23 protein-coding genes are annotated in these 24,579 nt (G+C 62.6%); 10 read left to right on the top strand and 13 right to left on the bottom strand.

Annotated features, from left to right (window positions below):
- Nucleotides 1-214: 214 nt before the first annotated feature.
- Together EBB56_RS01235 and EBB56_RS01230 are read left to right on the top strand one after the other, a co-directional pair.
- A complete protein-coding gene (locus EBB56_RS01235) occupies nt 215-661 on the top strand; it encodes an antitoxin Xre/MbcA/ParS toxin-binding domain-containing protein (protein ID WP_045991913.1) in 447 nt (148 codons plus the stop codon).
- Nucleotides 661-1,134 carry an RES family NAD+ phosphorylase gene (locus EBB56_RS01230; protein ID WP_045991914.1) on the top strand — a complete coding sequence of 158 codons (474 nt, stop codon included), beginning with the start codon at nt 661-663 and terminating at the stop codon, nt 1,132-1,134. Before EBB56_RS01235 ends, EBB56_RS01230 begins: the two co-directional genes overlap by 1 nt.
- A gap of 110 nt (nt 1,135-1,244) precedes the next feature.
- Here the strand turns inward: EBB56_RS01230 and cdd are convergent, their stop codons facing one another.
- From cdd to EBB56_RS01200, 6 genes are all read right to left on the bottom strand, one after another.
- Nucleotides 1,245-1,685, bottom strand: coding sequence for a cytidine deaminase (gene cdd, locus EBB56_RS01225; protein ID WP_045991915.1), 441 nt, complete (start codon nt 1,683-1,685; stop codon nt 1,245-1,247).
- Nucleotides 1,682-2,428, bottom strand: coding sequence for a purine-nucleoside phosphorylase (deoD, locus tag EBB56_RS01220; protein ID WP_045991916.1), 747 nt, complete (start codon nt 2,426-2,428; stop codon nt 1,682-1,684). The genes cdd and deoD overlap by 4 nt, the downstream gene beginning before the upstream one ends.
- Nucleotides 2,429-3,685 carry a phosphopentomutase gene (locus EBB56_RS01215; RefSeq protein ID WP_124802476.1) on the bottom strand — a complete coding sequence of 419 codons (1,257 nt, stop codon included), beginning with the start codon at nt 3,683-3,685 and terminating at the stop codon, nt 2,429-2,431. It lies immediately after the preceding gene.
- Complete coding sequence (gene deoA / locus EBB56_RS01210; protein ID WP_045991918.1) at nt 3,682-5,022, bottom strand: thymidine phosphorylase; 1,341 nt, start codon at nt 5,020-5,022, stop codon at nt 3,682-3,684. Before deoA ends, EBB56_RS01215 begins: the two co-directional genes overlap by 4 nt.
- Entirely contained in the window at nt 5,022-5,810 is a 789-nt protein-coding gene (gene deoC, locus EBB56_RS01205; protein WP_045991919.1) for a deoxyribose-phosphate aldolase, read from the bottom strand. The genes deoA and deoC overlap by 1 nt, the downstream gene beginning before the upstream one ends.
- Nucleotides 5,811-5,890: 80 nt before the next feature.
- Complete coding sequence (locus EBB56_RS01200) at nt 5,891-7,156, bottom strand: NupC/NupG family nucleoside CNT transporter (RefSeq protein ID WP_045991920.1); 1,266 nt, start codon at nt 7,154-7,156, stop codon at nt 5,891-5,893.
- Between the two features lie 392 nt (nt 7,157-7,548).
- Here EBB56_RS01200 and EBB56_RS01195 point away from each other — a divergent pair, with 392 nt between their 5' ends.
- From EBB56_RS01195 to EBB56_RS01165, 7 genes are all read left to right on the top strand, one after another.
- Nucleotides 7,549-8,313 (top strand): DeoR/GlpR family DNA-binding transcription regulator, encoded by a 765-nt coding sequence (locus tag EBB56_RS01195; RefSeq protein ID WP_045991921.1) that lies wholly within the window; start codon nt 7,549-7,551, stop codon nt 8,311-8,313.
- 859 nt (nt 8,314-9,172) lie between these two features.
- Complete coding sequence (cyoA, locus tag EBB56_RS01190) at nt 9,173-10,150, top strand: ubiquinol oxidase subunit II (protein WP_045991922.1); 978 nt, start codon at nt 9,173-9,175, stop codon at nt 10,148-10,150.
- 3 nt (nt 10,151-10,153) lie between these two features.
- Nucleotides 10,154-12,136 (top strand): cytochrome o ubiquinol oxidase subunit I, encoded by a 1,983-nt coding sequence (cyoB, locus tag EBB56_RS01185; RefSeq protein WP_045991923.1) that lies wholly within the window; start codon nt 10,154-10,156, stop codon nt 12,134-12,136.
- Between the two features lie 2 nt (nt 12,137-12,138).
- Nucleotides 12,139-12,768: a cytochrome o ubiquinol oxidase subunit III gene (locus EBB56_RS01180; protein WP_045991924.1), complete on the top strand. Its 630-nt coding sequence runs from the start codon at nt 12,139-12,141 to the stop codon at nt 12,766-12,768.
- 1 nt (nt 12,769) lies between these two features.
- Nucleotides 12,770-13,096, top strand: coding sequence for a cytochrome o ubiquinol oxidase subunit IV (cyoD, locus tag EBB56_RS01175; protein ID WP_045991965.1), 327 nt, complete (start codon nt 12,770-12,772; stop codon nt 13,094-13,096).
- A 14-nt stretch (nt 13,097-13,110) separates the two neighbouring features.
- Nucleotides 13,111-14,010: a heme o synthase gene (gene cyoE / locus EBB56_RS01170; protein ID WP_231498497.1), complete on the top strand. Its 900-nt coding sequence runs from the start codon at nt 13,111-13,113 to the stop codon at nt 14,008-14,010.
- 242 nt (nt 14,011-14,252) lie between these two features.
- Nucleotides 14,253-14,858: a Yip1 family protein gene (locus EBB56_RS01165; protein ID WP_083970270.1), complete on the top strand. Its 606-nt coding sequence runs from the start codon at nt 14,253-14,255 to the stop codon at nt 14,856-14,858.
- Nucleotides 14,859-15,053: 195 nt separating this feature from the next.
- On the opposite strand, the gene EBB56_RS01160 is transcribed toward EBB56_RS01165, so the two are convergent.
- On the bottom strand, nt 15,054-16,181 hold the full coding sequence (locus tag EBB56_RS01160) for an aminotransferase class V-fold PLP-dependent enzyme (RefSeq protein ID WP_045991926.1): 1,128 nt from the start codon (nt 16,179-16,181) through the stop codon (nt 15,054-15,056).
- Nucleotides 16,182-16,644: 463 nt separating this feature from the next.
- Here EBB56_RS01160 and EBB56_RS01155 point away from each other — a divergent pair, with 463 nt between their 5' ends.
- Nucleotides 16,645-17,595, top strand: a complete 951-nt coding sequence (locus EBB56_RS01155) for a hypothetical protein (protein WP_045991927.1) — start codon at nt 16,645-16,647, stop codon at nt 17,593-17,595.
- Between the two features lie 192 nt (nt 17,596-17,787).
- On the opposite strand, the gene EBB56_RS01150 is transcribed toward EBB56_RS01155, so the two are convergent.
- From EBB56_RS01150 to EBB56_RS01130, 6 genes are all read right to left on the bottom strand, one after another.
- Nucleotides 17,788-18,609, bottom strand: a complete 822-nt coding sequence (locus tag EBB56_RS01150; protein WP_045991928.1) for an IclR family transcriptional regulator — start codon at nt 18,607-18,609, stop codon at nt 17,788-17,790.
- A 227-nt stretch (nt 18,610-18,836) separates the two neighbouring features.
- Complete coding sequence (locus tag EBB56_RS01145; RefSeq protein ID WP_162197827.1) at nt 18,837-19,616, bottom strand: GntR family transcriptional regulator; 780 nt, start codon at nt 19,614-19,616, stop codon at nt 18,837-18,839.
- A 202-nt stretch (nt 19,617-19,818) separates the two neighbouring features.
- Nucleotides 19,819-20,301 carry a universal stress protein gene (locus EBB56_RS01140; RefSeq protein ID WP_045991929.1) on the bottom strand — a complete coding sequence of 161 codons (483 nt, stop codon included), beginning with the start codon at nt 20,299-20,301 and terminating at the stop codon, nt 19,819-19,821.
- 161 nt (nt 20,302-20,462) lie between these two features.
- A complete protein-coding gene (locus EBB56_RS21815) occupies nt 20,463-22,001 on the bottom strand; it encodes an AMP-binding protein (RefSeq protein WP_185696361.1) in 1,539 nt (512 codons plus the stop codon).
- 11 nt (nt 22,002-22,012) lie between these two features.
- Nucleotides 22,013-23,455, bottom strand: a complete 1,443-nt coding sequence (sauS, locus tag EBB56_RS21810; protein ID WP_045991931.1) for an acylating sulfoacetaldehyde dehydrogenase — start codon at nt 23,453-23,455, stop codon at nt 22,013-22,015.
- A gap of 143 nt (nt 23,456-23,598) precedes the next feature.
- Nucleotides 23,599-24,576: a tripartite tricarboxylate transporter substrate binding protein gene (locus tag EBB56_RS01130; protein ID WP_124802474.1), complete on the bottom strand. Its 978-nt coding sequence runs from the start codon at nt 24,574-24,576 to the stop codon at nt 23,599-23,601.
- Between the last annotated feature and the right edge of the window lie 3 nt (nt 24,577-24,579).

The following is a 24,579-nucleotide window of genomic DNA, read 5'->3' as shown; positions in this document are numbered from 1 at the left end:
CTGAACAGTATTGAGCATAGGCCGAATTGGCTCGGGCCGGTGCTGCCCGCTGGCAGTGACGCGTTCCGCTGTGTGGTGGCGAGTCGGCGAAAGTGCACCCTTGCCGAGTTTGGGTCATATTGATGTTGGTAAAACTTCGATCTGATGTATGCTGAAGCGTACAGGTGGGAATGTTGCTGGCGCCGTGCCAGCGAGTGAGCGCCGGGAGACCGCGATGGAGCTTCTCGAAAAGGACCGTGCAGCGGGTGGCGGGGTGATGGCGCAGATCGACCTGCCCCGCGAGGTGTACACCGATTCAGCCGCTTTTATCAGAACCGTCAGGCAAGGGCTGCCGGGAAGCGTGCTCAAACAGGCGATCGATGCACTGTCGGCCGACCGCGATCTCTTTGTACGACTGCTGGAGACGGACTCCGGCAATCTGCATCGCTTCTACAAGCGCAAGGCGCTGGGGCGTGCGCAAAGCGAAGAAGTGCTCGACACGCTGAAGTTGTTTGTCGAGGTAGGTGAGGTGTTCGCTGACGAAGCGGTCGGTCATCAATGGCTGCACGCCGAGGTACCCGCACTCGCCGGCTCGCGCCCGATCGAACTCCTGGATACCTTTGCTGGCCGTGAACTGGTACGACAGGTGCTGCGCAAGATCAGTCACGGCGACTTCAGTTGATGAGGCTGTACCGTATCGCTCCTGAGCGTTTTCTGACCAACCTGTCCGGGCGCGGTGCCAGCTATCACGATGGGGCGCGCTGGAATGACCCCGGCCATCCGGTGCTGTATTTCGGTACCAGTGCCTCCGTCGCCATGCTGGAAATGGGTAACTATATTCCAGACCCGCGCTTGGTCCCGAAGGATTTTCGCCTGGGCATCTATGACGTACAAAGCAGCGCCGTCGAGAAGGTCGGAGTCGATGAATTGCCTGATGGCTGGGACCTGTTTCCCCCTCCTGAACACACGCGGCGACTCGGTACCGCGTTCCTGTCGGCGGCCCGCAACTTGATACTGCTGGTGCCAAGTACCGCTGCTGCGGGCATTGATCAGGTGGCGGTGGTGAATCCGCTGCACCCGGACATGGACAACGTCTCGCTCATCGACATCCGGGCACGGATCTACAATCCGAGATTGTTTCAGGGCATCCAGTAGCGCTCCGGTTGCCGAGTCAGTTCGTTTGGCGCTCAGGCAGGTCTGCCAGGCAAATCGAGCCGATTCGGCAGCGCCAGAGCGGACAACTTCCAGGAAGTGAATTCGCTCGCCTAGCTGACGAAAGCGGAGTCCTTGCCCAGGTTTTCCGGCCCGAAGGAGTCCGGCAGCAACTCATCCATGGTGTAGCGCTTGAGCAGTTGGCCGTCCGCGTCCACCACCCGGATCAGGGTGTCGGGGGAGGAGAACTCGCGCAGGCGCTGACGGCAGTCACCGCAGGGGGTGCACAGGTGCTCGCCGGGACCGATGACGTAGACCTCCTTCAGCCGGGTCTCGCCGCTGGTGACCATGGCGGCGATGGCTGAGGCCTCGGCGCACAGCCCCTTGTAGTGGGCGACCTCGACGTTGGCGCCGACATAGCGGGCTCCCGAGTCGCTGATCAGCAGGGCGCCTACCGGATGGCTGGAGTAGGGCACGTAGGCGCGGCCGCGTACCTCGATCAGCGCCTTGACGATATCGGCGTCGACGGTCTCTGTCGTCCTTGGATCGCTCATCGGGTGGTCTCCTGGCGACTGGTTTGCTGGCGGTCGTCCTCGAGCACGGCCTCGAGGGCGATGGTCATCATCTCGTCGAAGCTGGTGGCGCGCTCGTCGCTGGAGAGACTGTCGCCGTTGACGATATGGTCCGATACCGTGCAGATGGTCAGGGCGCGGGCGCCGAATTCGGCGGCGACGCCATAGAGCCCGGCGGCCTCCATCTCGACGCCGACGATGTCGAACTTGCGCAGGCAGTCGATCAGCGCCGGGTCCGGGTGATAGAACAGGTCGGCAGAGAAGATGTTGCCGACCTTGACCGGGGTGCCCTGGGCGCCGGCGGCGTCCACGGCGGCACGGGTCAGGTCGAAATCGGCGATGGCGGCGAAGTCGAGGCCGCGAAAGCGCGAGCGGTTGACGCCGGAGTCGGTGCTGCCGCCGAGGCCGATGATCAGGTCACGTACCTTGACGTCGTCGCGCACGGCGCCGCAGGAACCCACGCGGATCAGCCGTCTGGCGCCGAATTCGGTGATCAGTTCCTTGGCGTAGATCGATACCGAGGGGATGCCCATGCCGTGGCCCATGACAGAGATCTCGCGTCCCTTGTAGCGGCCGGTGTAGCCGTACATGTTGCGCACCTCGTTGACCAGGCGCGCATCCTCGAGAAAGGTCTCGGCGATGTATCTGGCGCGCAGGGGATCGCCGGGCATCAGCACGGTGTCGGCGAAATCACCACGTTCGGCCTTGATGTGGGGGGTAGCCATCTAAGCTCCTCGTCTATCCAATGCTCGTTTGCGCTCGATAAAGCTTTCACCGTCGGCCATGGGGGCAAGACCGAAATAGCTCGCCAGGCTCTGGCCGATGTCGGCGAAGCTCTGCCTACGCCCCAGCGATCCGGCCGCAAGCCCGGCGCCACTGGCCAGTACCGGGATGAACTCGCGGGTGTGGTCGCTGCCTTGCCAGGTGGGGTCGCAGCCGTGGTCGGCGGTGATCACCAGCAGATCGTCGTCGGTCAGCCGTTCGAGCAGCGCCGGCAACTGTCGGTCGAAGGCTTCCAGCGCCGCCGCATAGCCGGAGACGTCGCGGCGATGGCCGTAGACCATGTCGAAGTCGACGAAGTTGGTCATGATCAGGCGCTGGGTGTCGCTCGCTACCGGTTCATCCATGGCCGCCAGGGTCGTTTCCATCAAAGCGTCATGGCCCGACGCCTTGATCAGACGACTGATGCCGCAGTGGGCATAGATGTCGGCGATCTTGCCGATCGCCACGACCTCGCCGCCGGCGTCGTGAAGCTTCGACAGCACCGTGGGCGAGGGCGGCTCGACGCTATAGTCGCGACGATTGCCGGTGCGCTGGAAGCTCGCGGCGTCGTCACCGACGAAGGGGCGCGCGATCACCCGACCGATATTGTAGGGCTCGAGCAGCCGCCGGGCGGTCTCGCACAATGACAGCAGGCGCTCAAGGCCGAAGCTGTCCTCATGGGCGGCGATCTGGAAGACGCTGTCGGCGGAGGTGTAGACGATGGGCTTGCCGCTGGCGCAGTGTTCTTCACCCAGACGGGCGATGATCTCGGTGCCTGAGGCGTGGCAGTTGCCCAGCACACCGGGTAGCGCCGCCTCCTCGATCAATGCCTCGAGCAGTTGCGGCGGAAAGCTCTGCTCCCTGTCCTCGAAGTACCCCCAGTCGAAGCGCACCGGGACCCCGGCGATTTCCCAGTGCCCGGACGGGGTGTCCTTGCCCGAGGATACCTCCATGGCGTGTGCGTAGGCGCCGTCGATCTCGCCTAGCTGGATGCCTGCGGCGCTGGCGCCGGTGGCCTCGCGGTGGGCGTGATAGAGCCCCAGGCGGGCCAGGTTGGGAAGTTGCAGCGGGCCGCGGCGGCCACGGTCGTCGGCCTGCCCGCGGGCACAGGCCTCGGCGATATGGCCCAGGGTATCGGCGCCGGCGTCGCCGAAGCGCTCGGCGTCGGGGGCAGCACCGATGCCGAAGGAATCCATCACCAGCACGATCGCGCGGCTCATGGTGTCTCTCCCGTTATCGAAGGATCGCACAAGGTCTCGTGCACCAGTGGCGGGGGCGTGCCCTCGTCGCCGAGGGTGAAGGCCTCACGTACTCGTGCCGCGAGTCTGTCGGCGTCCGCCTGGCTGGCGGCGTGAATGCGCGCCAGCGGGGTGTGACGGTCGACCGTCTGGCCGATGGCGGCGATGGCGTCCAGGCCGACACGATGGTCGATGGCGTCGCCGGCACGGCGGCGCCCGCCGCCCAGCTCGACCACCGCCATGCCCAGCGCCTTGACGTCCTGACGTGCCACCCGTCCCGGATGCTCGGCCAGGACGTCCTGGATCACCGGGGCCGGGGCGGGCAGGGCGCCTGCGTTTTCCAGCAGGTCGGTCGGTCCGCCAAGACCTGCCACCATGCGCTCGAAGCGCTCGGCCACGTCGCCGCTGGCCAGGCGTGCCTCGAGCTGGCGTTCGGCGTCCTCTTTGGACGTCGCCAGTCGGCCGGCCAGCAGCGCTTCCACCGCCAGGCGGCGGGTCAGCGTCAACAGCCGCGAATCGCGCCGCTCACCGCGCATGATCGCCAGGCACTCGCGTACCTCGATGGCGTTGCCGGCGCTTTCGGCCAGGGTCTGGTTCATGTCGCTGAGCACCGCCGTGGTCGGGGTGCCGGCACGTCGGGCGACGTCGGCGATGGTGGCTGCCAGGGTTCGGGTCTCGTCGTCGTTCGCCATGAAGGCGCCGTTGCCGATCTTGACGTCCATGACCAGGGCATCGAGGTTTTCGGCGAGCTTCTTGCCGAGGATCGAGGCAACGATCAGCGGCAACGAGGCGACGGTGGCGGTGACGTCGCGCACCGCGTAGAGGCGCTTGTCCGCCGGCGCCAGATCGCCGCTCTGTCCGACGATGGCCACACCGACGTCCTTGAGCAGGCGCTCGAAGGTGGTGCGCCGAGGCGTGACGTCATAGCCGGCGATGGCCTCGAGCTTGTCCAGGGTGCCGCCGGTGTGGCCCAGACCACGACCGGAGATCATCGGCACGTGGGCTCCGCAGGCGGCGAGCCAGGGGCCGAGGATCAGCGATACCGGGTCGCCCACGCCGCCGGTGGAATGCTTGTCGAGGATAGGCCCCGGCAGGTCAAGCTGCCGGTAGTCCAGCACGCTGCCGGAGTCCCGGGTCGCCTCGGTCAGCGCCACCGTCTCATCCAGCGTCATGCCGTTGAGATAGGTGGCCATGGCGAAGGCGCCGATCTGCTCCTGACCGGCGCTGTCATCGGCGATGGCCATCACGAATTGGCGGATGGCCTCGCTGGACAGCGCCTGGCCGTCACGCTTGGCGGCAAGAATATCCTGCAACAGCATCAGTAGCCTCCGGACTGGCCCCCGCCGTCGACACCGACACCGGCGGTCATCAGCAGGTTGTCGAGCAGGCCCGAGGCGCCGAAACGAAAGGTCTCGGGACGGGCCCAGTTGGCACCCATGATCTCGGCGGCAAGCTCCAGATAGACGGCGGCGTCCTCGACGCTGCGAACGCCCCCGGCGGCCTTGAAGCCGACCGGGCGGTCCGCGTCGCGGATGACTTCCAGCATCACTCGCGCGGCCTCGGGCGTCGCGTTGACGGCGACCTTGCCGGTGGACGTCTTGAGGAAGTCGGCACCACCGGCGATGGCCTGCTCGCTGGCCCGGCGGATCAGCTCGGCGTCCTTCAACTCGCCGGTTTCCAGGATCACCTTGAGGGTGCGGCCGCTGGCAGCGGCCTTGCACATCTCGACCAGTCCCTGGCCGATCTGATCATCGCCATTCATGAAGGCGCGATAGGGGAAGACCACGTCCACTTCGTCGGCACCGGAAGCCACCGCTTCGCGGGTAGCGCGGGCGGCTGCCATGACATCGTCTTCGCCGTGGGGGAAGTTGGTCACGGTGGCGATCTTGACCTGGCCGCTGAGGTTGTGGGCGGTGAGGGCGCGCCGCGCCGGCACCACGAACTGCGGATAGATGCACACCGCAGCAGTGTGGCCCAGCGGCGTCTTGGCCCGCTGGCACAGGGCCTCGACGACATGGTCGGTATCGTCATCGTTGAGGCTGGTCAGATCCATCAAGGACAGTGCCTGGCGAGCGATCACGGAGGGGTTGGTCGACTGGGAGGACATGGGAGGCTCCTGAAGTGGGACAGGCCGCCGCCTCGGGCGGCCGAAGATGTGAGGGCGGGCGCTGGATCCGCGACGTGGGATCAGGCGCCCAGGGTCATGAAGAAGCCGGCGATGCAGGCCGACATCAGGTTGGACAGGGTGCCGGCCAGTACCGCCTTGAGGCCATAGCGGGCGATGTCGTGACGACGGCTCGGGGCAATGCTGCCGAGCCCGCCGAGCAGGATGGCGATGGAGGACAGGTTGGCGAAGCCGCACAGCGCGAAGGACAGCACCGCGGCGGTATGGTCGCTCATCACCTCGCCGGTGGCGGCCACGAGCTGCTCGCCGTCGATATAGGGGGCCAGGTTGATGAAGGCGACGAACTCGTTGACCACCAGCTTCTGGCCGATGAAGGACCCGGCCAGGGTCGCCTCTTCCCAGGGAATGCCGAGCAGGAAGGCCAGCGGCGAGAACACCCAGCCCAGGATCAGCTCGAGACTGAGATCCTCGAACCCGACCCAACCACCGACGCCACCGAGGATACCGTTGAGCAGGGCGATCAAGCCGATGAAGGCCAGCAGCATGGCGCCCACGTTGGCCGCCAGCTTGAGGCCGGACGAGGCGCCACCGGCGGCGGCGTCAAGCACGTTGGCCGGCTTGTCCTCGTCCTCGATGACCTCGGAGACGCGGTCGGCCTTATCCGCCTCGGGATCGGTCTCCGGCATGATCAGCTTGGCGAACAGCAGGCCGCCGGGGGCCGCCATGAAGGAGGCGGCCACCAGGTATTCCATGGGGATGCCGAGTGCGGCGTAGCCGGCAAGCACCGAGCCCGCCACCGAGGCAAGGCCACCGCACATCACCGCAAATAGCTGGGAGGCGGTCATGCGGGCGATAAAGGGCCGCACGACCAGCGGCGCCTCGGTCTGGCCGACGAAGATATTGGCGGTGGCGGACAGCGACTCGGTGCGTGAGGTGCCGAGCAGCTTCTGCAGCGCGCCGCCGAGCAGGCGCACGACCCATTGCATGATGCCCAGGTAGTAGAGCACCGCCGTCAGCGACGAGAAGAAGATGATGACTGGCAGCACCTTGACCGCGAACACGAAGCCGACGCTGTCGGCGTTGGCCAGGCCGCCGAACAGGAAATCGATGCCGTCGTTGGCGTAGAGCACCACCTGGCTGACGGCGTCCGATACGGTCTTCAGGACCTTCTGGCCAAAGGGCACGTAAAGGACGAAGGCCCCGAGACCAGCCTGGATCAGGAAGGCGCCCCCCACGGTTCTCAGGCGAATGGCACGGCGGTTGTAGGAGAACGCGACGGCGATGGCGATCAGGGTGGCCATGCCGACCAGGCTCATCAGGAGTGTCATAGGTTCCTTCGCCTCATCAAAATATGAACGTTGAAGAATAGATCATCGCACTTCGGGCCTGGTCTGGCGTCCCGCATCGCGTTGATAGCGGGCAATTGCCTCGAACGGGGCGGAAATCTCTTATGCCGAATGGGGTATCAGAACAGGAATTATAGAGGTGATGGGGCATGGCGGCGGCTCGTGTCGAGTGATTGTTGTCGAGCGGAATTGGCCGGCACGGGCTGGGCCCATCCGTCAATGAGTGTATAGTAACACTTGATGTGAGAAAAATAACATTTGTGCAGTGGCGTTTTCTTACCTGCCCGGGCACTGGCTGAACCCGGTAGTTCAGGGCATGCTTATTGAAAAACGACGGCAGCAAGCCATGACCGTCGAGGCGCGGGGGAGAATCCATGAATCAGCGCAGTATTCAGCGACAGGAGCGCCTTTTGCAGGCGCTCGCCGGAGGCGGCAGCCTGAGGCTGGCGGACGCCGCCATCCTCTGCGGTGTGTCAGAGATGACTCTGAGGCGCGACGTGTCCACCAAGGACAGCCCTCTGATGCTGATGGGCGGGCATCTGGTTCGCCGCGACGACCCCCACTTCACGCCAGTCTACGACCTGGAAACTCAACAGGATCGCGGCGCCGATATCAAGGCGCGTCTGTGTCGCCGCGCCAGTGGCTACGTGGAAGACGGCGATACCCTGTTTATCGATTGCGGCACCACCCTGGTGCCGATGATCGCAGAACTGGCCAGCCGACGAGACCTGACGGTGGTGACCTACGCCCTGAACGTAGCCAATGCGGTCAGCCATTTCGATGGCATCCGACTGATCCTGCTGGGCGGCGTCTATCAGGGCGTCTCCCAGTCCTTCGATGGCGATGACATCGCCCGCCAGGTCCGGGGACTCGGCATCAATCGCGCCTTTCTCTCCGCCGCCGGGGTGCATGCCGCACGGGGCCTGAGCTGCTTTCACTTTCATGAAGTGGCGCCCAAGCAGGCCGCCATCGAAACCGCCGCCCAGCGGATCCTGGTATTCGACGACAGCAAGTGGGGCGTACTGCGTCCCGCCTTCTTTGGCGCCCTGATCGACGCCGATGTCATCATCACCCACGGCGAGGGTGCCGCAGGCCTGTCACGCACGCCGGAAGTGGCGTCTCGGCTGGTTCATCCCTGATTTCCCGGTTTCGGTTTCTTGCCCAGCGTGGATCCTTGGCTTGCGGATCCTTTTCTTGCGGATTCTTGGCTTGTGGATCCTTGTATTGCGGATCCTTGGCTTTTCAGTCACTGACGGCCTTACTCGATAGCGGTCCCCTGGGCGCACGGTTGCGCCTCTCGTTGTGGTCTGTCCCTTCTGCTCGAGCCTTCCCTTGGCCCCCTTGCTGATCTGGCCCTCGTCGCCGATTCGCTCTTTCATGACCAAGCCCTCCATGCTTTGGCCCTCCCTTATCTGTCCCTTCCTTATCTGACACTTCACGATCTGGCTCTCTCGGCATCGTCATCGCTTTCGTCCTGGCGTTGGGGCGATGGAGTCGGGGTAGATAGCGTCATGCGATAGCGCGGCGCGGCTTATCGTTCTTTTCCATCAGATCGCCTTTCCCATGGGGTGGGGTCCGGCCTCGCTGATACGGTTCCTGGTGGTGCTTGCTGGGTGTGGTGTTGGGTCGCAGGGCAGGTTCTGCTGGCCCAGGCAATTGGCCATTTGTGCACTGTTGCGACGCCTTGGTGCGACAGATCAAGGAAAGGTGCGACACCCCTGCGGCAAATCGTCGCTTCTCAAGTCTGGTCGCTCTGTCGACAATACGCCCCGGTCGCATTCCATCTACTTCTTTTGTTCAGGTGACGACGTCTTGTCGTGGTACCGAGGCAGGGTAGGGGATGCGAAATTTTGCGGGTCTAGTCCGTGGTTCGGCACATTTCATGCAACTTTTGCCAAAGGTGCATGCAATGTTCCACCTCAGCGGCCCCTGCACATCGCGCGAGCCTGAGCTCGTAATCTCTGGTATTCCGCCTCCAAGCCCTGACGAGGTTGCTACATGAGAAGAAAGTCGTACCTGCGCGTGCTCAGCGTTGTGCTGATGCTGGCGCTGCCCCTGTTGCTGGCGGGCTGCGAATCGGCGCTGCTCGACCCCAAGGGGGAGATCGGCCGTGAGCAGCGTACCTTGATCCTCACCGCCTTCGGTCTGATGCAGATCGTGGTGGTGCCGGTCATCGTGCTCACCCTGTGGTTTGCCTGGCGCTATCGCCGTGGCAACACCGATGCCACCTATTCACCCGACTGGGCCCATTCGACCAAGATCGAGGCCATCGTCTGGTTCATTCCCTGCGTCATCATCGTCTTCCTGGCGCTGTTGACCTGGTACACCTCCCACAGTCTCGACCCGCACCGCAGTCTCGAGGCCAAGGAAGGACAGAACGAGCCCATGGAAATCCAGGCCGTATCGCTGGACTGGAAGTGGCTGTTCATCTACCCGGAGCAGGGCATCGCCACGGTCAACGAACTGGCCTTCCCCGAGGACACTCCGGTGCGCTTCCGGGTGAGCTCCGGTTCGGTGATGAACTCTTTCTTCATTCCGCGCCTGGGTAGCCAGATCTACGCCATGGCCGGCATGGATAACGACGTTCACCTGATCGCCGAAGAGCAGGGCGTCTATCCGGGCCGCTCCACCAACTACAGCGGTGCAGGCTTCTCCGAGATGACCTTCGACGCCCACGTGGGTTCCGTCGAGGACTTCGAAGAGTGGGTGGAGAAGGTGCGTTCCTCGTCCGATACGCTGACCTTCCCCGAGGAGTACTACGATCTCGCCACGCCAAGCGAGGACAACGAGGTCCAGTACTTCTCCGAGATCACCCCGGCGCTCTATGAGCGCATCATCAAGAGCTTCCTGGCCGGCGGCAAGCATGCCGAGTTCGTCGAGACCTACGGCGGCGTGGTCAACGGGCACGGCGCAGGCGGCCATGGCGACGAGAGCGAGTCTCACGGCGAGTCCATGAGCGCAGAGGCAGCGGAGTAAATCATGTTTGGAAAACTGACGTTAGACTCGATTCCGATCCAGGAGCCCATCATCATGGTGGTGGCGATCGGTATCGCCCTGGGCGGGATCGCCGTGGTCGGCGGCCTGACCTACTTCAAGAAGTGGGGCTATCTGTGGCGCGAGTGGATCACCTCCGTCGACCACAAGAAGCTCGGTATCATGTACTTCCTGGTCGCGCTGGTGATGCTGATCCGTGGCTTCGCCGACGCCATCATGATGCGTACCCAGCAGGCCATGGCCTCGGCCGGAGCCGAGGGCTATCTACCGCCTGACCACTATGATCAGATCTTCACCGCCCACGGTGTGATCATGATCTTCTTTGTCGCCATGCCCATGGTCATCGGTCTGATGAACCTGGTGGTGCCGCTGCAGATCGGCGCGCGCGACGTGGCTTTCCCCTTCCTTAACAACTTGAGCTTCTGGCTGTTCGTTGCCGGTGTCATCCTGGTCAACGTCTCGCTGGTGGTCGGTGAGTTCGCCGCGACCGGCTGGCTGGCCTACGCGCCACTATCGGGGATAGAGTACAGTCCCGGCGTCGGGGTGGATTACTGGATATGGGCGTTGCAGATATCTGGCATCGGTACGACCCTGACCGGTATCAACTTCTTCGTCACCATCCTGAAGATGCGCACCAAGGGCATGACCCTGTTCCGTATGCCCATCTTCACCTGGACGTCGCTGTGCGCCAACGTGCTGATCATCGCGTCCTTCCCGATTCTGACCGCGACCATCGCGATGCTGACGCTGGATCGTTACCTGGGGACTCACTTCTTCACCAACGATTTTGGCGGCAACATGATGATGTACGTCAACCTCATCTGGGCCTGGGGCCATCCTGAGGTGTACATCCTTATCCTGCCGGCATTCGGGGTGTTCTCCGAGGTCATCGCGACCTTCGCTCGCAAGCGGCTGTTCGGCTACGGCACCATGGTGTGGGCGACCATCGCCATCACCTTCCTGTCGTTCATCGTCTGGCTGCACCACTTCTTCACCATGGGGGCCGGGGCCAACGTCAATGCCTTCTTCGGCATCATGACGATGATCATCGCCATCCCCACCGGGGTGAAGGTATTCAACTGGCTGTTCACCATGTACCGCGGTCGTCTGGAGTTCACCTCTCCGGTGCTGTGGACCATCGGCTTCATCATCACCTTTACCCTGGGTGGCATGACCGGTGTGATGCTGGCGGTACCGGCGGCCAACTTCGTGCTGCACAACAGCCTGTTCGTCATCGCCCACTTCCACAACGTCATCATCGGCGGCGTGGTGTTCGGCATGCTGGCGGGTCTGACCTACTGGTTCCCGAAGGCCTTCGGCTTCACCCTCGACGAGAAGTGGGGCAAGCGCTCCTTCTGGTTCTGGCTGACCGGCTTCTACGTGGCCTTCATGCCGCTGTACGTTCTCAGCTTCTTCGGTGCCGTGCGTCGCATGCAGTCCTATGACAACGGCGCCTGGCAGCCGTGGATGATCATCGCCTGGATCGGCGCCGTGCTGATTCTGTGTGGTATCGCCTGCACCGTGATCCAGTTCTACGTCAGTATCCGTGATCGCAAGAAGAACCAGGACGTCACCGGCGATCCCTGGGATGCGCGTACCCTGGAGTGGGCGACCTCGTCTCCCGCACCGTTCTACAACTTCGCGCATCTGCCCGAGATCAAGGACATCGACGACTTCTGGAACCAGAAGCAGGCCAACGGCGGCAAGGCCGGCGTGTCCAAGGGACCGTACAAGGACATTCACATGCCCAAGTACACCTGGGAAGGTCCGGTGATCGGTCTGATCTCCGCGGTCTTCGGCTTCGCCCTGGTGTGGCATATCTGGTGGCTTGCCATCGTGACCGCACTGGGCATGTTTGCCACCTTCATCGCGCGTATCTTCAACGATGACGTCGACTACTACGTGCCGGCCGCGGAAGTCGAGCGTATCGAGCGCGAACACCAGAACCGTGTGGAGATGCAGGCATAACCATGGCAACCGACACCCTCAACCAGCAAGGTCATGCCCACGGGCATGACCATGATCACGACCACGACCATCATGATGCCGCGGGCACCAAGGTCTTCGGTTTCTGGGTCTATCTGATGAGCGACCTGGTGATCTTCGGGTCACTGTTCGCCACCTACGCCGTGCTCCTTCGGGGCACGGCCGATGGTCCGACCCCGGGCGAGATCTTCCAGCTCCCGTTCATCCTGGTCGGGACCTTCCTGCTGCTGTTCTCGAGTTTCACCTACGGCATGGCGGTGCTCGCCATGAACGCCAATCAGGCATCCAAGGTGATGAAGTGGCTCGGGATCACCTTCCTGCTGGGCGCGGCCTTCGTGGCGCTGGAACTCTATGAGTTCCGTCACCTGATCCATGAGGGCTTTGGTCCGGATCGTTCAGGCTTCCTGTCGGCCTTCTTCCTGCTGGTCGGTACCCACGGTCTGCACGTGACCGCCGGTCTGATCTGGATCCTGGTGATGATGATCCAGGTGAAGCAGCGTGGTCTCGACGATATGGTGCGTCCGCGCATCATGTGTCTGAGCCTGTTCTGGCACTTCCTGGACATCGTCTGGATCTGCGTCTTCTCCTTCGTCTACCTGATGGGAGCCCTGTGATATGAGCGGACACGCCAACGACCATCACAGCCATGGCAGCGTCAAGTCCTATGTGATCGGCCTGATCCTGTCCATCGTGCTGACCGTCATTCCCTTCGGGGCGGTGATGACCGGCGCCTTCGACACCTTCGCGACGTTGATCGTGATCGTCGGTACCGCGGTGGCTCAGGTGCTGGTGCAGCTCGTGCTGTTCATGCACATGAACACCAAGGCCGATGAAGGCTGGAACTTCATGTCCTTCGTCTTCACCGTGGCGATCCTGGTTCTGGTCATCGGAGGTTCCCTATGGATCATGTACCACCTGCATCGCAACATGATGATCGGCTGACGCCGACTCGCATGATGTTCAGGGACACTCTCAGGGACTACCTCACCATCACCAAGCCGGGCATCATCGGCGGCAACGTGATCTCTGTTCTGGGCGGCTACTTCCTGGCCGCCCAGGGCCAGTTCGATGCCGTGGTGTTCCTGTCGGCGCTGTTGGGTCTGGCCCTGGTAATCGCCTCGGGCTGCGCCTACAACAACGTCATCGACAAGGACATCGATGCCTTGATGGAGCGCACCCGCAACCGCCCGCTGGTGCAGGGGCGGGTCAGCGAAGCGGCGACACTTCGGTTTGCCACCCTGCTGGGCATCGCCGGCTTCGGTCTGCTGGCGCTGGGGACCAATGCGTTGACGGTGGGTCTGGCGGCCTTCGGCTTCGTCATCTATGTAGGGGCCTACAGCCTCTACATGAAGCGCAATTCCGAGTTCGGCACTCTGGTCGGCAGCCTCTCCGGGGCAGTGCCGCCGGTGGTGGGCTATTGCGCGGTGACCGGCAGCTTCGATACCGGCGCCTTGACCCTGCTGGTGATCTTCAGCCTGTGGCAGATGCCGCACTCCTACGCGATCGCGATCTTTCGCATGGAAGATTACCGCGCCGCCAACATTCCGGTGCTGCCGGTGGTTCGCGGTATCGGTACGGCCAAGCACCATATCCTGGGCTATATCCTGGCCTTTATCGGTGCGACGCTGTCGCTGAGTCTGGCCGGCTACGCTGGACCCGGTTACTTCATCGTTGCCCTGGTGCTGGGCGTCTACTGGCTGTATATCGCGGCCAAGGGCTACCGTACCGACGACAACGTGCGTTGGGCGCGACAGGTATTCGGCATCTCGATCCTCACCATCACGGCGCTGAGCCTGATGATGTCACTGGACGCGACGCTGATGCCAAGCACGCCGATGTGGACCTCCATGTCCTGATCGGGTGGCGCTGAAACCGAAACCCCGCATCTTCACCGATGCGGGGTTTTTTTTGTGTTTATCAGTCGTATGGGTGAAGCGTGACTAGAGGTCAAGTGTTGTACAGGACTTGTATAGTATGTACGGTAACGTTGGTAGCGAAGCGAAAAATCGCTTCTATACTGCAAGTTAAGGACAACGGAGTCGCGGGCGCCGAGTGCCGGTCTCGGGACTTACTTCAGCGGTAGCAGGAGGGAGTCAGTATGCTGACACACGTCTGGGGATTGATGGCCCACCCGAATCGCGAATGGAAGCAGATCAAGCAGGAAAGGGAGACGATAACGCACCTGTACGCGCATCACGTGTTGTTGCTGGCCGCCATACCGGTGATCTGCTCGTACATCGGTACCACCCAGGTCGGCTGGAGTCTCGGCGGCGGCACGACCATCAAGCTCAGTTATCTAGACGCCCTGGGGGCGGGGATCGCCTTCTATCTGGTGATCCTGGCGGCGGTCTACATCGTCGGCAAGACCATCCGTTACTCGGCTAAACGCTTTCCCAAGACACCCAGCCAGAGCCAGTGCATCATCTTTGCCGGCTATGTGGCGACCCCGATGTTCCTGAGCGGCATCGTGGCGATCTACCCGATCATCTGGCTGTGCCTGCTGGCCGGCGTTATCGGCCTCTGTTACACCGCCTACCTGCTGTATCTGGGCATTCCCTCCTTTCTCGATATCAGCGAAAAGGAAGGCTTCGTCGTCTCCAGCACCACCCTTGCGGTGGGGGTACTGGTGCTCGAAGGACTGCTCGGCATGACCGTCCTGCTGTGGGGCTACGGAGAGCGCATCATTCTGTCGCTGCTGGGGTGATTAGAGGGTGACTAGAGGTCGGCTAAAGAGTGACAAGTCGACGGGGATGACCCGAGAGCAGTGAAACTCGAGACGTGCAGGACAGGACCGTTGAGACCGACAACACGGGTAAGACAAAAGGGGCGACGCTGATGCGTCGCCCCTTTTTCTATCTGGGCCTTTCTGTGCGGCCCGATCTGGTGGGTGTCAGCCCGTTTACCCCTTGATACTGTCCAGCGCCTTGCGCAGGTGGTCGATGCTGCGCTCGGGCTGATGCAGCTTGTCTAGGCCGAACAGGCCAATGCGGAAGGTCTGGAAATCGTCGCCTTCATCGCACATCAGCGGGACCCCGGCGGCGACCTGGACGCCGGCTGCGGCGAACTTGCCGACCAGCCCCGGGTCGTTGTGGTAGCAGACCACCACACCGGGCGCCTCGTAACCCTCGGCGGCGACGCTCTTGAAGCCGTACTCGGCCAGCAGGCTGCGCACTCCCTGGCCCAGGGCCCACTGTTCCTGTTTCACCTTGTCGAAGCCGTAGGCGTCGGTCTCGCGCATGATCTCGCGTAGCTCGCGCAGGCTGTCGGTGGGCATGGTCGCGTGGTAAGCGTGGCCGCCATTCTCGTAGGCCTCCATGATCTCGAGCCACTTCTTGAGATCGGCGGCGAAGCTGGTGCTGGTGGTTTCCTTGATGATCTCTCGCGCCTGGGCCGAGAGCATCACCATGGCGCAGCAGGGTGAGCCGCTCCAGCCCTTCTGGGGGGCGCTGATCAGCAGGTCGACGCCAGTGTCCTGCATGTCCACCCAGACGGTGCCCGAGGCGATGCAGTCCAGCACCATCAGGCCGCCGTGGGCGTGCACCGCATCGGATACGCGACGGATGTAGTCGTCCGGCAGGATCATGCCGGACGAGGTTTCCACGTGGGGGGCGAAGACGATGTCCGGCTGCAGTCGCTCGATGGCCTGCTCGACTTCCTCGATGGGGGGCGGGGCGAACGCTGAGGTCGGATCGCTGTCCTGCTGACGTCGGGCCTTCTCCACGCACAGTTCGGCCGGGATCTTGCCCATCTCGAGGATCTGGTGCCAGCGGTAGCTGAACCAGCCATTGCGGATGACCAGGGCGCTGCGGTTCTGGGCGAACTGGCGGGCTACCGCCTCCATGCCGAAGGTGCCGCTCCCGGGCACGATGACCGCGCTGTGGGCGTTGTACACCTGCTTCAAGGTGGTGGAGATGTCGCGCATTACGCCTTGAAAGCTCTGCGACATATGGTTCAGGGCGCGGTCGGTATAGACCACGGAGTATTCCAGCAGGCCATCGGGATCGACGTCCGGGAGCAAGCCAGGCATGAGGCGCATCCTTACAGTGGGCGTTGAACAAGCCGAAGACGCGGACTGCGTCAGCGACGACGGCGCCGAGCGGCTAGGGCTCGGCGCTCATTATTCTCTACAGCATAAGGTCAAAGGGCGGTGGCGGCCAGAGGACGGCGGCTCGCGCGTGGCGCGGTCATTTTCCTTGTGTGACTGTCGTTACATCCGAGTCCGTCGTGATATGTGTTTTTGTACTGATTCGAGTAAAAAACGGACTAACCCGCCAATAAGGATTTTCATGAGACTTATCAGCCATTTCGCGTAGATGTCATCTCAGTAGCTGAAGCAGCGCGGCATGACCGATGGCTGGCAAAGCAAACTTTGACCATGCTGAGAAGACCGCTGCCAATAAGGCGTCGCAGCGTGTTTCGTCTAACGCCGTCGGTGACGCCGGGAGGTCCGGCCGGCGGAGCACGATCTTCCCAGGTGGAGGACGTCGATCATGAACGAACCATCATCATGTACGTGTCAGGCCGCTGGACTGACGCCTGAGCAGCTCGACGTGCTGCTGGCGCGAAACCCGCAATTGGCACAGGAACTGTCGGCACGATATCAGCAAACACTGGCCGAACCGGCAGAGCTGGACAGGCCAGATGACCTGGCCGCGGTGGGACTGGGGCCGGACGGGGCGCCGTTGGTCAGCGGTCCTGCGGAGCCCATGCCGCTGGCCCGTTTCGATCTCAGCAACGGCAACCGCGTCGAATTCGTCGGGCTTAGAGGCGACGACAAGGAGGCCCAGGTAGGTATGCGGGAGTTGGGCGTGAGCGATCGTGCGACCCCGCGAACCTTTGCAAGCGAAGTTGGCAAGTCCGCGCTGGATCACTACCTCATGCTCGCCCCGCAGGAGGTGCCCATCCCGAAGATGCTGCTCGAGCTGAATCCCGACATCGACCGCAAGGCGTTCAAGAATCGCACCGTGGAGCGGGTGGAAGAACCCATCGAGGTGGATCTGGACGAGTTGGGCATAACGCCGGACACTGCCAGGGCAGGGTCCTCGGCAGGAGGCGGACCAGGCCAGCAATACTGTGTCCCGGGCGATGGTTATCATCTGTTTCGTAACCACAACTGCGAGACCGTCTCCTTCCCGAGCAACACCTGGTGGTGGTGTGACCCGGAGGCCCACTATTCCTTTCGGGATCGCTGGACCTCTGACCACAAGCGTCGCAACTCTCTTGGTGTCACCACTGCCTGCCATGGGCCGGCGGCCACCCTGCACTACTACAAGAATGTCTTTGGCAACTGGAAGCATCTACATACCTTTCACCTGCCTTCAGGCTACTGGCAGTGGACCCGGTATGAGGGGCTATCCAAGCGAGACCGCTGGATACGACATCGCTGTGTGACCGCGGGAGGCAGCAGCTTCGTGCGCTGCGTCAGCTTCTTCTACAACTGAGGCCTGTGTCATCTGCGCAGCGCTCGCAGCTTTTGTTGCAGGAGGGGGGGCAGGGCAACAGGGTCGGCGATCAAGGGAGCGACTCGTCGAACCATCTCGGCGCCATCACCGTTGTCGCGGTGGTGGCGCCTTGCTGTTTGGCGTCTGGTTTGGTGAGGGTTCCGGCCATGCGGGGTTGCTGCGGCTAGGGCGTCAGGCAGAGGTTTCGGACTCTGCGATGGGCTCGGGCAGGGCGCCCTGGTTGATCCGCGCGATGGCGGCGGCGGCGCGCTCCAGCGCCGGCAGGCAGTCCAGTGCGCGCTGTTTATCCATGCGCATCACCGGTGCCTGGATCGCCAGGCCGACGTTGGAGACTCCGGTGGGGTTGGGGGCCAGCACCGCGATGCACAGAAGCCCCGGCAGGAATTCCTCGTCGTCGAAGGCGTAACCGTCGCGCTTGACCTGCTCGATCTCCGCTTCCAGAGCGTCGATGTCGGTAAGCGTGTTTCGGGTGAAGGCCTCCAGGGTGGCATCGGCGAGCAGCCGACGGCGCTGGGAGGCGCTCATCTGCGCCAGAAACAGCTTGCCGCTGGCGGAGCAATGGGCAGGCACCCGGGAGCCGGGGTGTAGATAGAAGCGCAGCGGAGCCGACGTCTCGACGCGGTCCAGATAGAGCACCTCGCTGCCGGACAGGGCAGTGATGTTGCAGCTTTCCCCGACCTCGCGGACCAGCTCAGCCAACACGCCGTGACGTGCGCCCTGAACGGTGTCGTTGAGCAGCAGGGTCTCGGCCAGCCGGCGCAGGCGGCTGCCCTTGCTGTAGTGGCGGTTGTCCGCTTCGCGCTGCAGCATGCCGGAGTTCTCGAGCTGCTGCAGCATCCGGTGCAGCGTCGGCTTGGGCAGGCCGGTCTCGTCCACCAGGCTCTGCAGGGTGAAGTACTGGTCCTTCTCCGCGATCACCTCGAGCAGCGCCAGCAGGCGCTGGGCCGGGGTGTCGCCCTCGATGATCCGGGTGTCAAAGCTTGCTGTGCTCATGGCGGGGTCTCCTCGATACTACAAGCCTATACGTATCTAAAAATTAATCAATGTGTATCGGAAAACGGAATTCGACGAGATCACTGTCGTCTCTGACTGAAGCACGTCGGCGTCGGGAACCGGGCGGCGGACGTGAGTGGACAGGCACCCATGAGCCAGGACTCGGCCATGGCCAACCGGTTGTCGGGGTATCCGGCATAGGCTGCCCTGTCTGAGCTTGCACCGAGTCAAAAGTCCGAGCGGATTTCGGCACGGTAGCTGAAGCGGTCGGCCCTACCCTTGGTGGTACGGACTTCCACGATACGGTCGTGGCTGGTGTAGGTCATCCGCTTGAGCACCACCACCGGGGTGCCGGGAGCGATGTCCAGCAGGGCGGCGGTGTGGGTATCGGCGGCTTCTGCGGTCAGGGTTTCGTCGGCCCGGACGACGGGGATGCCGAATCGGTCGAGGATCAAGGCATAGAAGTAGTCGGGAATATAAAGCTCGGAATCTTCCAGCCCCGGCACCAGTACGCTTGGCCACCAGCTGTACTCCACCAGGGTCGGGGCGTCATCGACCACTCCCAGGCGTTCAATATAGGTGACTGGACTGGTCTGGCTCAGGCCGAGGCGGGTATATACGTCATCGGGAGCCTGGCGGATAGCGCGATCGGTGGTGGTCTTGTGGATACGCACGTCCTTGCCGTCGGCGTCCCCGTAGCTGACAAAGCGAAACAGGGTTTCCTCGAAGTCGGTCCGCGAGACATAGGTGCCCTTGCCCTGATGGCGGAACAGCAGTTTTTCCCAGACCAGATTGGAGATGGCCTTCTTGACCGTTCCCTGACTGATCTGCAGCCGGTCGGCGAGCTGCCATTCGGGTGGAATGAGGTCGCCCGGGGCCAGGTCCCCCCGTTCGATCAGGCCGCGAATATGGTCCTGCAGCAGTCGGTACAGCGGTTTCCCCGGCTGTGCCACCATCACCTCGGGGGAGAAGAGGCCAAGGCGATCAGATTCGTTTTCACTGGTCATTCGCAAGATCCCGCTGCTGGCAAGGTCGGAAGGGGAGGCTGCTCGGGTCAGGCGCTTGTCTGACTCGCCGCTGCCCTGCAGCAGCGTGACGGCGCTCGCCTCTTTCACACCTTGATTCATCCGTTTCATTCTTAAGTGGTATTTCATCAATCTATCACGGGGCTCCTGTGCAGACACCTTTCCGGCCGTGTGACCCCTGGCCTCAGACCGGAAAGAGAAACAGCGGGCGGCGGGTGCGACGACTGATCTTGCGCGCCACCGAGCCAAGCACCATATGACCCAGCCCGGACTGGCGCTGTGTTCCCATGACGATGCAATCGGCATCGATTCTGTCGGCCTCCTGCAGGATGATTCGGGATGGCTTGCCAATGCGGACGTGAATCTCCTTCAGAGAGGCGTGGTAGCTGTCTTCCGAGGCCAGCGTCGAGTGGCCGAAGTCTTCAAGGCGGCGCTTGATTTCGTCGATGGCCTGCCGGGTCGCTCGTTCGCGATAGTTGTCCAGCGGGGAAACGGCGGTATAGCGGCTGGCCAGGCTGTCTTTCAACAGTGCCGGATCTTCGATGACGTGCAGCAGGTGGACCGCGGCGCCGAAGCGTTCGGCGATACCGATGGCCTTGCGGAAGACGTCGGGGCTGTGGGCGCTGAGGTCAGTGGCATACAGCAGCCGGGATATCTGGAAGCTCATGGCTTCATCCTCACAAAGGTTGGATGGCGCAGGCGGTGAGCCGACGTGGCCGAGGCACCTTCGACGCCAAGGCCGGGCTCGCCGGCGCCAGGCCCGGCCGAAACATCGATCAGGCAGGACCCTGGGTACCGCGAGCGCAGGCCAGGGCATCGGGCGCCAGGCTAGGCCGGTGCTTGATGCAGATGGTCGATCATCTCCGCAATCTTGAGGCGCTGGACCTTGCCGGAGGGCCCTCTGGGCAGCCATTTCACGATGTGAACATGTTCAGGCGCCTTGTAGTCACCGACCTCCTCGCGACAGTAGTCGAGAAGTTCTTGCTGGGTCGCCCGATGGCCTTCCTTGAGCACCACGACGGCCTCTACGACCTGCCCGTAGTGCCGGTTTTCCATGGGATAGGCGGCTGCCTCCAGCACCGCCTCATGGGCCAGCAGGGCGTCATCGATCTCGCGCGGGGCGATGTTCTCGCCACCCTTAATGATCAGCTCCTTGATGCGGCCCGTGATGAAGAAGAAGCCTTCCTCATCGCGATAGCCAAGGTCGCCGGTGTGCAGCCAACCCTCGTTATCGATGGTGTCTGCTGTGGCCTCGGGATTCTTGTAGTACTCCTTCATGACGTTGTCGCCGCGGACCACGATTTCACCGGTCTGGTGGCAGGGCAGTACCTGTCCTGTCGAGTCGAAGACACTGACCTCGTTGCGGTAGGCGATACCGGGGGATCCGTAGCGAGATTCGAAAGGGGGCAAGGGGTTGGACAGGATCTGGGCCGCGGTTTCGGTCAGTCCCATGGTTTCCACCAGGCTGACACCGAAGGTGGTCTCGAAACGGCGGTGGCTCTCCGCCGGCAGTGCCGAAGAGGCAGATCGCCCGAAACGCACCTGACGCATGCGCGGATCCTCGCGCAGGTCCTTCGACTCTGGCTTCTCGGCATGCTCCAGCAGGTAGGCGACAATCGTCGGCACGATACTGAACCAGGTGCACTGGTTGTCGAGCAGCCAGTCCCAGAATGCCGAGACACTCAGCTTCTCCGGCAGCACCACACTGCCGCCACTGATCAGTGGCGCCATGATGGTGACCACCTGGGCGTTGATATGGTAAAGCGGCAGAACGCAGAGGGCGCGATCCTTCTGGCACAGCGAGTGGGCCTCGATGGTGCACCTTCCCCCCGCGATCAGATTGGCGTGGGTCAGCACGACGCCCTTGGGCTTGCCTGTTGTGCCCGAGGTATACATCAACAATGCCGTGTCGTCGGGCGCTACCACGGGCAAGGGCGAAGACGCGATACGCTCTTGCTGCCGCGGCCCGTTGCGAGGACAGGCGACCAGAATTTCCTTCTCGCTCCCGTCGAGCAGGCCATCAAGGCGCTGCTCGTAGTGGGGCGATACGATGACAGTGGTGGCATCACAGTGCTCCAGCACGTAGCGCAACTGGGCCTCCCCTGCGATGGCGTTCAAGGAGACCGCGACACGACCACTGGCCATGATCGCCAGCAGCAGTGAGGCGGTCCACAGTCCGTTGTCCATCAGCATGGCCACATGGTCGCCGGGCTGGCAGCCGCGCGCCTGAAGAAGGCTATGCACCCACTCGACGCGCTCCTGGAGTCGGGACATCGAGACCGTCTCGCCAGTGTCGGGACAGATCAGGAAATCAGTGGCGGGTTGGCGTTCACGCTGATGCTTGATGGTGTCTTGAATGGTCATCATCTGGCCGGCCTCTAGAAGGGATTGGCGATGCCGTGCTTGTCGAAAAAACCGGAAAACAGATCCTGGGGCAGAGGGGGAGAGGCCTCGATGGTTCGCACGATGCGGGTCGTGTTGAGGTAGTGGCGGTAGTTCATGTTGTCGGAAATGCTGTTCTTGCCCCAGCTACCGCAGCCCATCGACAAGGAAAACGGAAGGGCATTGTCGAAGTTGCCACCATTGCCGAAGGCGTGGGCCTGATTGACGATCACCCGGCAGACCGGCATCTCCAGTCCCAGCTTCTCGATGTGCTCATCGGTGGTGCTGTGGATACCGCAGGAGTGCCCCTTGCCCTGGTATTCGAGCAGTTCCCTGGTGATCGCAAAGGCATCCTCGAAGTGTCTGGCCCGGTAGAGGGTCAGCACCGGTGACAGCTTTTCGCCCGAAAAGGGGTAGTCCGCCCCGATGCCGCTTTCTTCCACCAGCAGGATCGAGGCGTCGAGACACGCCGGACGATCGAGCCCCACGGTGCTGGCGATACTGCCGGCATCCCGGGCGATCACGTCACGACTGAGGTTGCCATCCGTCCACATGCGACCTTCGAGAATCCGCTTTTCCTGTTCGGTCAGCAGTACCGCCGCGTGGTCTCGCAGTGCCGAGACCATGCTGTCGTAAACGCTGTCGAGGATGACCAGGCTGTTCTCCGAGCTGCAGCTGGTCGCATTGTCGAAGGTCTTGGAGGCAAGAATCTTGCGCGCGGCATCTGCGATATTGGCGCTTTCATCGATGATGACCGGGACATTGCCTGCCCCGACGCCGATGGCCGGGGTGCCACTGGAATAGGCGGAGCGCACATTGTTCTGGGAGCCGGTGACGACGATCAGGTCGACCAGTTGCATCAAGGCATGGGTGCTCGCCTTGGTCACCGGGTCCGGTAGCAGTTGCACCAGATCCCGGGGGGCTCCGATACGGGCGAGCTCGTCCTGCATGTAGTTCACCAGCCGTTCGCACACGGCGTAGCCCTTGGGCGAGGGAGCCAGCACGATGGCGTTGCGACCCTTGAGTGCGTTGATCGTCTTGTTGGTGGGCGTGGCCGCGGGGTTGGTGGAAGGCACCACGGCGCCGACCACGCCGATCGGGCGGGATATCTCGACGATACCTGTGCTCGGGTCTTCGGAGACGATACCCACGGTGCGCTTGCCCTCGAGGTTGGCCAGCAATCCAAGGGTCTTGCGGTGGTTCTTGGCGATCTTGTCGGAAACCTTGCCAAGCCCGGTGGTGGCCACCGCGAGTTGTGACAGCTCCTCATTTCGCGTGGGCTCCATCAACGCCCAGGCGGCGGCCAGCACGACTTCATCGACTTGCTGCTGGTCGTATTGCTCGAACCTTCGCTGGGCTTCTCGGGCTCGTTCGACAATGGGGGCTACCAGCCGGTAGGCGCTATTGTCGTCAGAAGAATGCTTGTGGTTGGTATCCATGTTGCTACCTCGACGTGTCGATGGGGTAAGCAAGGGCGGCTCAGGGTATGGATGGCGGCTCCCTGCGGTGCAGGGGAATGAGGCCTGTGTTCCACGCGTCGCTACCCTTGCTTTCGTTGCCGTTGGCCTGAAATCCGCAGAGGTCACGGTGTCTCGAGCTGAGCGAAGAGTTCAGTCAGGTACGCTTGCTGTTGTTTCCACAGCGCCTCGAGGTCGGACGCTTCCATGACGCGAAGGGTCGATCCGCCTTCTTTCATCTGCTCGGCGATTCCCTCGTCCTGGAACATGTCGATGAAGTTGGAAGAGAGGTAGTCGACCGTTTCCGCGTCGACCCCTCTGGGAACCATGATCCCCCTGAGGTTGAGGCTGGTGTCGTCGACGTCGTATCCCGCTTCGATAAAGGTGGGTACATCCGGCAGGAAATCTTCGCTTCTTTCGAGATCGGCAATGCCGAGGATCTTGATGCGGTCCTGGTTGCGGAAGGCGTCGGACAAGTTGTTGAATCCCGCCATCACCTGACCACCGACAACAAACCTGAGGGCGTCCACTCCTCCTGAGGTAGGAAGGTACTTCAGGGTCACCTCGGCGCTTTGCTGAAGCTGAAGGGCAGCAATATGGTGTCCGACGTAGAGCCCGGCGCCCGAGACCGTCAACTTTCCAGGATTGGCTCTTGCGTACTCCACCACGTCATCGATGGAATCGAACTCACTGTCCTTGCCGACGATGAGTACGGCAGGGTCTGCGCCCCAGTTTGCAATGGGCTGCAGGTTCTCGATGCTGTAGTCGGTGTCGTACATGATCGACTGAGCGATGAAGTGCGGCACGTTATAGGCCGCAATATCGTAGCCATCGGTAGCGCCGGTACTGACAAACTGATTCCAGCCGATCTGTCCGCCTGCACCCGGGCGGTTGATCACCGTGACCGGCTGCCCGAGGTACTCATCGCCCTTCGAGGTGACGATCCTGGCCTGGAAGTCTGTCGCACCACCAGCCGAATAGGCGACCGTCAGATTCAAGGGCTTTTCCGGGAAGTCCGCCAGGCTGGGGAGGGGAGCAAGCAACAGACAGAGCGCGAGGGTTGACGCTGTTTGACGCTTTACTGAGGTGGCGTGAATAGTCATTGT

This window comes from Halomonas sp. YLB-10 (genome assembly GCF_003856855.1).
In the GTDB taxonomy this organism is placed as follows: Bacteria; Pseudomonadota; Gammaproteobacteria; order Pseudomonadales; family Halomonadaceae; genus Halomonas; species Halomonas litopenaei.
The sequence above is the reverse complement of the archived record's forward strand: the minus strand, read 5'-3'. Positions and strand labels throughout refer to the sequence as shown.

What these genes read in the sequence shown, in the direction of transcription:
- EBB56_RS01235 (WP_045991913.1), top strand. Translation starts at nt 215, where the DNA reads ATGGAGCTTCTCGAAAAGGACCGTGCAGCGGGTGGCGGGGTGATGGCG.
- EBB56_RS01230 (WP_045991914.1), top strand. Translation starts at nt 661, where the DNA reads ATGAGGCTGTACCGTATCGCTCCTGAGCGTTTTCTGACCAACCTGTCC.
- cdd (WP_045991915.1), bottom strand. Translation starts at nt 1,685, where the DNA reads ATGAGCGATCCAAGGACGACAGAGACCGTCGACGCCGATATCGTCAAG.
- deoD (WP_045991916.1), bottom strand. Translation starts at nt 2,428, where the DNA reads ATGGCTACCCCCCACATCAAGGCCGAACGTGGTGATTTCGCCGACACC.
- EBB56_RS01215 (WP_124802476.1), bottom strand. Translation starts at nt 3,685, where the DNA reads ATGAGCCGCGCGATCGTGCTGGTGATGGATTCCTTCGGCATCGGTGCT.
- deoA (WP_045991918.1), bottom strand. Translation starts at nt 5,022, where the DNA reads ATGCTGTTGCAGGATATTCTTGCCGCCAAGCGTGACGGCCAGGCGCTG.
- deoC (WP_045991919.1), bottom strand. Translation starts at nt 5,810, where the DNA reads ATGTCCTCCCAGTCGACCAACCCCTCCGTGATCGCTCGCCAGGCACTG.
- EBB56_RS01200 (WP_045991920.1), bottom strand. Translation starts at nt 7,156, where the DNA reads ATGACACTCCTGATGAGCCTGGTCGGCATGGCCACCCTGATCGCCATC.
- EBB56_RS01195 (WP_045991921.1), top strand. Translation starts at nt 7,549, where the DNA reads ATGAATCAGCGCAGTATTCAGCGACAGGAGCGCCTTTTGCAGGCGCTC.
- cyoA (WP_045991922.1), top strand. Translation starts at nt 9,173, where the DNA reads ATGAGAAGAAAGTCGTACCTGCGCGTGCTCAGCGTTGTGCTGATGCTG.
- cyoB (WP_045991923.1), top strand. Translation starts at nt 10,154, where the DNA reads ATGTTTGGAAAACTGACGTTAGACTCGATTCCGATCCAGGAGCCCATC.
- EBB56_RS01180 (WP_045991924.1), top strand. Translation starts at nt 12,139, where the DNA reads ATGGCAACCGACACCCTCAACCAGCAAGGTCATGCCCACGGGCATGAC.
- cyoD (WP_045991965.1), top strand. Translation starts at nt 12,770, where the DNA reads ATGAGCGGACACGCCAACGACCATCACAGCCATGGCAGCGTCAAGTCC.
- cyoE (WP_231498497.1), top strand. Translation starts at nt 13,111, where the DNA reads ATGTTCAGGGACACTCTCAGGGACTACCTCACCATCACCAAGCCGGGC.
- EBB56_RS01165 (WP_083970270.1), top strand. Translation starts at nt 14,253, where the DNA reads ATGCTGACACACGTCTGGGGATTGATGGCCCACCCGAATCGCGAATGG.
- EBB56_RS01160 (WP_045991926.1), bottom strand. Translation starts at nt 16,181, where the DNA reads ATGCCTGGCTTGCTCCCGGACGTCGATCCCGATGGCCTGCTGGAATAC.
- EBB56_RS01155 (WP_045991927.1), top strand. Translation starts at nt 16,645, where the DNA reads ATGAACGAACCATCATCATGTACGTGTCAGGCCGCTGGACTGACGCCT.
- EBB56_RS01150 (WP_045991928.1), bottom strand. Translation starts at nt 18,609, where the DNA reads ATGAGCACAGCAAGCTTTGACACCCGGATCATCGAGGGCGACACCCCG.
- EBB56_RS01145 (WP_162197827.1), bottom strand. Translation starts at nt 19,616, where the DNA reads ATGACCAGTGAAAACGAATCTGATCGCCTTGGCCTCTTCTCCCCCGAG.
- EBB56_RS01140 (WP_045991929.1), bottom strand. Translation starts at nt 20,301, where the DNA reads ATGAGCTTCCAGATATCCCGGCTGCTGTATGCCACTGACCTCAGCGCC.
- EBB56_RS21815 (WP_185696361.1), bottom strand. Translation starts at nt 22,001, where the DNA reads ATGATGACCATTCAAGACACCATCAAGCATCAGCGTGAACGCCAACCC.
- sauS (WP_045991931.1), bottom strand. Translation starts at nt 23,455, where the DNA reads ATGGATACCAACCACAAGCATTCTTCTGACGACAATAGCGCCTACCGG.
- EBB56_RS01130 (WP_124802474.1), bottom strand. Translation starts at nt 24,576, where the DNA reads ATGACTATTCACGCCACCTCAGTAAAGCGTCAAACAGCGTCAACCCTC.